The following is an 8789-nucleotide window of genomic DNA, read 5'->3' on the forward strand; positions in this document are numbered from 1 at the left end:
CAAAGAACTTGTAATTATCAAAGTCTTGTCCAATTTCATATATATTCATAATGTTACACTATTTAATTACTGATAATGGTTTGACAAGGAGCTGCGTTTAGCAGCTAACTTGGCTCGTTATTGATATATTAATATGTTATAATAACATCTAACTTTTTAAGTATTTTACCACTGTTACCGTCAATGACAAGCATTTTATTTTGCTTCTTTCTATTTATATAGTGATATTCCCAAATGTTCTTGCCTTGCCATTTGCCTCTATTCAAAATTCGTTCTGGATATTCCTTACTTGCTTTTCGCTTACTATATCTGTCACCGATATACATTGCTTGTTCGTAACAAATTGAATATCCATCTTCATGATTTATAATCTTGATTATATCTCCTTTCGAATTAAATTTGTATTCCCTACCAATCCGAACCCAATTATATTTATTAGGCATAAATTCAAAAAAGCAAGATAATAATTTTCTGTCATTATCGTAGATATATTGGGATATAATGCGATGTTCCTTATCTGTAACTGTACGAAAGTATATATTTGTTCCGTTCACATCAGATTGCATTATTTCTTCAAGACACCTGTCAGAACAACAAATAGTATCACTATTTCCTACTGCGACATTATAAGTTGGGGCAAGATGCAAATCCTGCTGGCTTATTGTATCTACCAAATGGCATGAGACCTCTTTTACCCCCTTGATTGCAGCACAACTTGATAGAAGTAAGAATAGGACAACATAAAATGCTGTATGTCTAAGTATTTGTAACATAATATGCAATTATCAATAATGGGATGCAGCTTGCCACCATTAGGTGGCACAGGTGCTTGTTAACAACTCTATTTCTTTTTCAGCTTATAAATATAAGGCAATGAAAGGCTCCCTGCACATGAAATTGTAGCTAAGCCCATATCATAACTGACTCTTATGGAAAATGATATATCTAAATCTTCATACCAATATTCAACGACAGGATACAATGAACCATCTTCTGCGAAATCTGTTTCAGAAGCAAGATAAGCGTAATCGGATATAGAAGCATAGCCTTTATGCATATCTGTTAGCTTACCGTCTTCTTTGGTGGATGACAAGACGAAATAAATTCTCTTTTCATTGACCCTTGTGATTCTTAACTCTTGATATATCGTGTCATTCTTATAACATAAGGTGTCTGTATCATGCACTTGGCTTACAATGTCCAAAGGCAGAAACAAACAGAGTATAATAGTATTAAGCAGATTCATTGCCATTGTATTCATAATGTTGTTAATGGTTTGGAAAGGAACACCATTCAGGGGTTAACTTTCCTTGTTATCTATATTCTTTATTGAATCAGGATGAAACTTCAGAAGCATAAGCCTTGAAATTTGTTCCTTATCTTGCCAATACTCTTCATCTATTTTCGATAACTCATCATCATCTGATTGAGTAAGATATTCAGGTAAGTCCCATAATTCTTCAAGACGTTCATCATCTTCAAACTTTTCAATGATAGAGTAAGCTTTCAATAAAAGCTCCTTGGTATTAATAGCTCCTATTTGCTCTAATCCTTCAACAGCAAGTAAATAAGCATCATATCCCCAATTACAGAAAAATTGAACAAAACCACCATTATACATCTCCAATTCCAACCAATACAGGGATGCGATCATCCTATCATCATGTTCCATTTCTTGATAGTCGGGCTTAACTAAATCTAACTTATACCCGAGTTGAGAAAAACTCTGTTCCCAAATTTCTTCTAAATCACTCATCATTTTTGCCTCCTTTTATTATAGATAATGGTTTAGCGGGGAACGCTGTAAGCGTTATCTCGGTTTGTTAGCAAAATATAATACCCATTCTAATATTGGGTTAGGTCTATGAACAAAATACCGTTTATTATCCGAAATTGAAAATATCATTCCCGAATGCAATTTCGTTCAAGTTCCTCTTTTTACAATCCACAACGCCTCCACCCGTCTGTCCGCATCTGTACTGCATCGATTTTCCATGCTTCCCCCACACGTTTCATACAGAAACGATAGTCGAGATTGATTCTTTCATCCTGCGCATAGATGTAAAGTTTGTTGCGGGAAACCTGTTCGGCATCAACCAGGCGGAAGGTGGCATACGTCCCCTCTGGAGAAAGCGACAAAGCGAGCGGCCGATACCCCATCCGTGGCTTCTCGGATACATACTGCTGCCAGATCTGCTGCAACTTCGGTCGCACATCCGGCGCATCAAAATCTGTCTGGTCGGTATATTTCTCCCATTGAGTCATGGCGGCAAAGAAAGCATACAGCACCTGTTCCGCCTGATGAACCGCATCAGCGTCCACCTCCAGCTTCTTCTTCGCCTGGTTTCGTTGCAACGAGGCGAACAGCTCCATCTGCTCCTGGGTAAAGAGGTCGCCAGGACGCAAGGAAAGGCGTTTATTGAAAGCAATGCCAAGCACCCCTTCATAAGTGATCTGAGTTTGTCGAACATGCAAATGATTCAGCTTAGGAAGCTGAGCAGCCCGATGCAACCCCTCATCGTCCAGCGACGTGGCGCTCAAGTCCAACAGAGCCACCTTACTTGCCTGCATCATGGACAACCCCTTTCCAGTAATTGTAGGATTTCCTGCCAAGAGCAGATACTCCAAAGTGGGCATGGTGGCAAATACCGCAAAGCATGCGTCGGTAAGCTTCGCATATTCGATCCCTACATTGACCATTTTCTTGGCACCTGCCAGCGGTTGAATCTGTTCGTCCGTTAAAGGGTAATGCTTGACATGAAATCCCACCAAAGCAGGATAAGCGCCAATCTGTTGCATCACCTCCACAGATAGCTCGGGCATGAGCATCACCTTATCGCCATCAAAAATCAGTTTGCCGTCTTCCCAGTCGATGGTACGTGCCCGCTTGGGAAAAGAAGTAAGTTCTTTTATCATCGTTCTATCATTTTTAAGGTAATCTTTGTTCATAGACTTTCTGTTTTTGCTAATGGTTTAGCAGGGAACGGCTTGTCCGTTATCCTGCTTCGTTAACATCATATTTTATTCCCATTCCAGTGTACCATATCGTATGGATAATATGGCAACCCTTTCAGGCTGCTATCATCTAGCCCCAAGACTTTGACCAATGCACCGCTTTCAAAACACCAATAACCGTCATGGTTGATACCATATTTATGGTCGTTGTGCCAAGATAAATCAGAATGACCCCGATACCATTCTTTTTTGAGGTATTTTTCCAATCGTTTTACAGCTTCTGCCTTATCTTGTTCTGCCAACTCTGTAACAGTGATAGCAGCTTGATAGGGTGACGGATATAATACTTTGTTTGTAGTCCTTTTCCAATCTGGGAATCTGTATCTAATCAAGGTGTCATAAATATAGTCTTTTGCTTCTCTATCTTTTATCAGTTGCACCAAACTCTGTATTAGGTCATCTTCATAATCCAACATGATACCTATTGACAAAAGCCACAACATTTCAATATAAAATCCGTTATCCGTCCAAAATCTCGGCATCGTTTTGATGACTTCCACATAATTATTTTTCAGATTATCAATATCCTGTCCCATAGAATACTGTACCAATAAATAACGAAGCCTATAATTGAACAAAGAATCGTAACCTATATGTTTTCCAGAAAGATGCATTTGTTCATAATAACTAATATCTTCATCATACATTTTCAGTTGCTTCGAATACTGTTCTTCGGTAAAAAGTTTATCTCTTGTTTCCATATATGGTACACTGTTTTTGATGTTAATGGTTAGAAAGGAGCATCATCAGATGCTATCTTTCGTTGTTACTAACTTATTTATAAATCCCAATCCGGAGAATAAACACCCAATCCCAATAAGAGGATAAACAATGCCGCATAAGACTGCGAGCATATTCAATCCTCGTTCATCCCCCTTGAAGCCGTCTAAATTGACAACTTTCAATATGAAGTTTGTAATTTGCCAATCTAATAAACTTTGGTCTATACAGATAAAGGCAATCCACAAAAGAATAGAGCAACATTCCAAGCCCAACAATAACACTATCGCTTTAGGTTGCATTGCATATAGTTTATAGACCTTGTAGATTAGCAATATATCTATAATTAGAAGTAAACCTAAAAAACAATATTCCATAATGCCATATATCTCGAACAAACGACCAAAACCTAAGCCACCACAAAATAATGTTATGACTATCAGTAAAGCACTGAAAGCTGTCAATGATAATATGGATTGGACGGTTTTATTCATCGCACTATTGTTAGTAATGGCTTGACAAGGAGCTGCGTTAAGCAGCTATCTTGGCTTGTTAATAATAATTACAATGTTATTCGTATAAAAGATTCACATTTAGCAGAGGAATACTTTCTTTTAAGCACCCCTCGCTTCTATGAATTAGAAATGAAACTAATACTGTTTCAAATTCAGAATCTTCAAGGATATAAGGAGTTAAGTGTGCTATTTTTCCTTTGCCATTCAATGATATTTTAGTCCATTCTTTTTGTGTAAATTCCGGCCACTTCCTTAATTCGTAGCCCGGAATTAAACTCAACTCTCTTATGTCTTCCTTGATGTAAAAGCGACCCTCTTGCTTATACTCTCGCCCCAATAAAGGACGGATAGAATCAATATTTTCAGAACTGTAAATCGGATAAGAATAGGGATGAATACCCCAAGTTATCATGATTATTTCTTGGCTGAACAGTTCATCGATTAGCTCTGTATTGGAAAATTCGTCTATTAAGTCCAACTTCCGATTGCCATATTTTCGAGTTATTATTTCTTCCATTTTTGCTAAGTCCACAAGAATGAAGCCGAGATAATTATAAGAATCAAAGTATTTGTCAGATATAGAGTAAACCAAATTTTCATTTAGTTTCATTTCTGAAAAATAGAAGTAAATAGTGATAATTTCAACAGGTATTGGAAGAACATCAATAGCGGGCAAGGTGTGAACAGGCTTGTCCTTAAAAATCTTAACACCTATATTAAATTCTCCTTGTAAGCTAAAATCTATTTTATGTTCAGACAAACCACTATTCGGAGAAAGCAATCGTATATCTGACTTGTCATTTATATAGACTTTCCCCAAATAAGTTTGATTTATTAGTTCGCCTAAAATGGAATCACTAAAGGTTAATTGGTTTTCAACCTTTTCAAACACACATCTAACATTATATTGACCTGATATACGATTCATGACATCAGGAATCGTATAACTAATCCGGTCAATACATAGCTGTAAATTGGCAATTAAATCGTTACCACCTCTAAATGCTATTGTTTTTATTCTTTCCATTTTATGTGAATCTTTTTTTTACGAACTCAATTATTATTAATGGTTTGGTGAGAAACAGCGTTAGCTGTTATCTCAACCTTGTTATGAACTTATTTTATTATAAAAGATTAATATGGCATATAAAATTTATCTGCCATAAACAGCAATACAATTAGAATAATAAACGGTAATATTAAAAATAGAATAGCCCATATATTGGAATATTTCTTATACGATTCGTCCTCTCGAATTTTCAAATACCGTCGTTTATAATGATAATAGATATACAGAATAATCCATACAAGAGGAAAGGCAAGCAGAAAAAGTGGTCCCGGATTAACACTTGTAGCTGCCCAATATATCAAAGCTATATCTACTCCGTAAAACATAATTACAATACTTAACACATCTGGGACATGCCAAGAATCTGAATGTCGGATTAAGTATTCTGTCTTATACCATAAATATCCTAATATTCTATGTATCATATATTGCTACTGTTCATAATGGTTTAGCAGGGAACGGCTTGTCCGTTATCCTGCTTCGTTAACATCATATTTTATTCTCATTCCAGTGTACCATATCAATACACCATAATAACAAGGTCTTTTTGCGCTTCAACGGCTTCATCGAAAATGAAATTCAAGTCGTCCATTTCCTGCTCGTAATCATAATCTCCGATACCGTTACCCTCTTGTAGTGAGGTGTATTCCGTCCGCTTGCTCTCCAAATCTGAAACGGGTATGCTGATGATATAGGGAAAATCACTGCTCAATGGAATAGGGATGAATGTACTTTGGCTATCCAATTGCCAAAGGTTTTCCGCACAGTAGATTTGCGTTCCATAATGGTTGCAAATCTTTTCATATACATACCCGTACATGAAAGCAATTTCGGGATAACGGATTTCTCCGTTCACTATATCTGCCAACGCTGCATAAGCATCTTTATCCGTGTTCAGGCTATCGCTGAAATAATCGTTCAGAGTGTCAAGTTCCTGCTTCAACGCAACCTTTAATTGGTTTATAAGCTGATTATCACAAGTTCCATAAACAGACTTTACCTTATCGGCTTCTGTCAAATATGCACAAACAGAGTAACTCATACCTTTTCTTCATTTAATATTGTCATTCCAGTGTACCATGTCGTATGGATAGTAGGGCAACCCTTTCAGGCTGCTATCATCCAGCCCCAAGACCTTGACCAATGCACCGCTTTCAAAACACCAATAACCGTCATGGTTGATACCACATTTATGGTCGTCATGCCAAGATAAATCAGAATGTCCTCGATACCATTCTTTTTTGAGGTATTTCTCCAATCGTTTCACCGCTTCTGCTTTGTCTTGTTCAGCCAACTCTGTAACAGTGATAGCAATTCGATAGGGTGACGGATATAATACGTGGTTTGTTGTCCTTTCCCAATCAGGAAATCTGTATCTAATCAATGTATCATAAATATAGTCTTTAGCTTCTCTGTCTTTTATCAGTTGCACCAGACCATGTATAAGGTCGTCTTCGTAATCCAACATAATGCCTATTGACAGAAGCCACAACATTTCAATATAAAGTCCGTTGTCCGTCCAAAATCTCGGCATTGTTTTGAGGGCTTTCACATAATTGTTTTTCAGCTTATCAATATCCTGTCCCATAGAATACTGTACTAATAAATAACGAAGCCTATAATTGAACAAAGAATCGTAACCTATATGTTTTCCTGAAAGATGCATTTGTTCATAATAACTAATATCTTCATCATACATTTTCAGTTGCTTCAAATACTGTTCTTCTGTAAAAAGTTTATCTCTTGTTTCCATTATGGTACACTGCTTTTTGATGTTAATGGTTCAGCAGGGAACGGCTTGCCGTTATCCTGCGTTGTTAATGGTATATTTATATTTTCCCTTTACTATAAAAAGCCTCTAAAACAAAGAGAAACAACGAAAGGAAAATGTATAATATAAGTATCAATAGATTATTCTTATTAGGCTTTTCATTAAACTTCTCTATGACAGCTTTATACCTTCTTTTCCAGCAGAAACGAATACATAAAAGAATGAATATCAGCCCTAAAGACACATTATACATTGTTCGCGTTGGATAAGGCAATATTTTATATTGTTCCAATACTCCCCATATTGTGTGAATATTACAATTTAGAAATACAGCGAGAATTAACAAAGCTGCATAAACCGCTATTTCGGAATAAGAACTGTATTTCCATAGCCTATAAAATTTGAAAAATAAATAATCTATCATACTTAATTACCATTAATGGTTTGGTGAGAGACAACGTTAAGTTGTTTTCTCGACCTTGTTAGCGTTTGATTGGATAAAATCAAGAGTTCCTAATATATTCTTTCTACTTGAAACCAATCTGTTTATTTTCATACGAATGCCATCTAATCTCATTTCTTTATCCAAGCAATCATCTCTCTTTTCTTGTTCTGACTTTTCGGAAGATAACTCCAAAAGTTTAGCATCCAATTTTTGTATTTCAAACTTCATTTTGTCCGTCCATTCATCAAGCCGTTTAGGATTATTTTTTGCCAACAAGAACGGATATTGAAGGTCTGTATCATCTTTTGACCAAATATCTAACAAATATTCAATGGAATATTTGTTTTCCAACTTATTCAGCATAGAATCAAGTTCACATAAAAGCCAACTTTTTAATCGCTCTATATCAGTTTGAGGATTTATTTTTATCCATGAACTTTTTTCTTCTGCAATACTCCCGCCAGCAAAGCTTAATTTCCTACCCGATAGTTCTGTAAATTCACGGCAAAACAAAAAGTAATTTATTCTGAAATTTTCAGTATGTTCCTCTTTGTAATATCGTTGGCTTTGAATTTCGACTTCTATCTGAAACAATCCCATATCTTTAATAAAACGCATTCCTTTATTTTGGAATGCCTTGCTTTTCATATATGGTTTAATGATTGCTTGTATTATTTCTTTTCTCATATATCAACGCTAATGGGATGCAGCTTGCCACCATTAGGTGGCACAGGTGCTTGTTAACAACTCTATTTCTTTTTCAGCTTATAAATATAAGGCAATGAAAGGCTCCCTGCACATGAAATTGTAGCTAAGCCCATATCATAACTGACTCTTATGGAAAATGATATATCTAAATCTTCATACCAATATTCAACGACAGGATACAATGAACCATCTTCTGCGAAATCTGTTTCAGAAGCAAGATAAGCGTAATCGGATATAGAAGCATAGCCTTTATGCATATCTGTTAGCTTACCGTCTTCTTTGGTGGATGACAAGACGAAATAAATTCTCTTTTCATTGACCCTTGTGATTCTTAACTCTTGATATATCGTGTCATTCTTATAACATAAGGTGTCTGTATCATGCACTTGGCTTACAATGTCCAAAGGCAGAAACAAACAGAGTATAATAGTATTAAGCAGATTCATTGCCATTGTATTCATAATGTTGTTAATGGCTTGACAAGGAGCTGCGTTTAGCAGCTAACTTGGCTCGTTATCGGTGATTTATTTTGCGATGCCTACACAT

At 36.2% G+C, this 8789-nt stretch carries 11 protein-coding genes; all 11 read right to left on the reverse strand.

Annotated elements, in window-relative coordinates:
* Nucleotides 1-128: 128 nt before the first annotated feature.
* Nucleotides 129-773 carry a hypothetical protein gene (locus AB5542_RS20455; protein WP_259001784.1) on the reverse strand — a complete coding sequence of 215 codons (645 nt, stop codon included), beginning with the start codon at nucleotides 771-773 and terminating at the stop codon, nucleotides 129-131.
* 68 nt (nucleotides 774-841) lie between these two features.
* Complete coding sequence (locus tag AB5542_RS20460; protein ID WP_259001785.1) at nucleotides 842-1261, reverse strand: hypothetical protein; 420 nt, start codon at nucleotides 1259-1261, stop codon at nucleotides 842-844.
* A gap of 39 nt (nucleotides 1262-1300) precedes the next feature.
* Entirely contained in the window at nucleotides 1301-1759 is a 459-nt protein-coding gene (locus AB5542_RS20465; RefSeq protein ID WP_368243404.1) for a DUF4375 domain-containing protein, read from the reverse strand.
* A 179-nt stretch (nucleotides 1760-1938) separates the two neighbouring features.
* A complete protein-coding gene (locus AB5542_RS20470; RefSeq protein ID WP_368243408.1) occupies nucleotides 1939-2916 on the reverse strand; it encodes an NTF2 fold immunity protein in 978 nt (325 codons plus the stop codon).
* A 98-nt stretch (nucleotides 2917-3014) separates the two neighbouring features.
* On the reverse strand, nucleotides 3015-3716 hold the full coding sequence (locus AB5542_RS20475; protein WP_368243405.1) for a PoNe immunity protein domain-containing protein: 702 nt from the start codon (nucleotides 3714-3716) through the stop codon (nucleotides 3015-3017).
* Nucleotides 3717-3761: 45 nt separating this feature from the next.
* Nucleotides 3762-4229, reverse strand: coding sequence for a hypothetical protein (locus AB5542_RS20480; RefSeq protein WP_368243406.1), 468 nt, complete (start codon nucleotides 4227-4229; stop codon nucleotides 3762-3764).
* Between the two features lie 76 nt (nucleotides 4230-4305).
* Nucleotides 4306-5277: a hypothetical protein gene (locus AB5542_RS20485; protein ID WP_177299011.1), complete on the reverse strand. Its 972-nt coding sequence runs from the start codon at nucleotides 5275-5277 to the stop codon at nucleotides 4306-4308.
* Between the two features lie 562 nt (nucleotides 5278-5839).
* Nucleotides 5840-6361 (reverse strand): hypothetical protein, encoded by a 522-nt coding sequence (locus AB5542_RS20490; RefSeq protein ID WP_007480238.1) that lies wholly within the window; start codon nucleotides 6359-6361, stop codon nucleotides 5840-5842.
* Nucleotides 6362-6370: 9 nt separating this feature from the next.
* A complete protein-coding gene (locus AB5542_RS20495) occupies nucleotides 6371-7072 on the reverse strand; it encodes a PoNe immunity protein domain-containing protein (protein ID WP_120081184.1) in 702 nt (233 codons plus the stop codon).
* A 478-nt stretch (nucleotides 7073-7550) separates the two neighbouring features.
* Nucleotides 7551-8222 carry a hypothetical protein gene (locus AB5542_RS20500; protein ID WP_117515665.1) on the reverse strand — a complete coding sequence of 224 codons (672 nt, stop codon included), beginning with the start codon at nucleotides 8220-8222 and terminating at the stop codon, nucleotides 7551-7553.
* A 62-nt stretch (nucleotides 8223-8284) separates the two neighbouring features.
* Nucleotides 8285-8695, reverse strand: a complete 411-nt coding sequence (locus tag AB5542_RS20505; RefSeq protein WP_368243407.1) for a hypothetical protein — start codon at nucleotides 8693-8695, stop codon at nucleotides 8285-8287.
* Between the last annotated feature and the right edge of the window lie 94 nt (nucleotides 8696-8789).

The sequence above is a fragment of the Butyricimonas sp. RTP31003st1_G1_RTP31003_210430 genome, from assembly GCF_040920905.1.
GTDB classification, from domain to species: domain Bacteria; phylum Bacteroidota; class Bacteroidia; order Bacteroidales; family Marinifilaceae; genus Butyricimonas; species Butyricimonas paravirosa.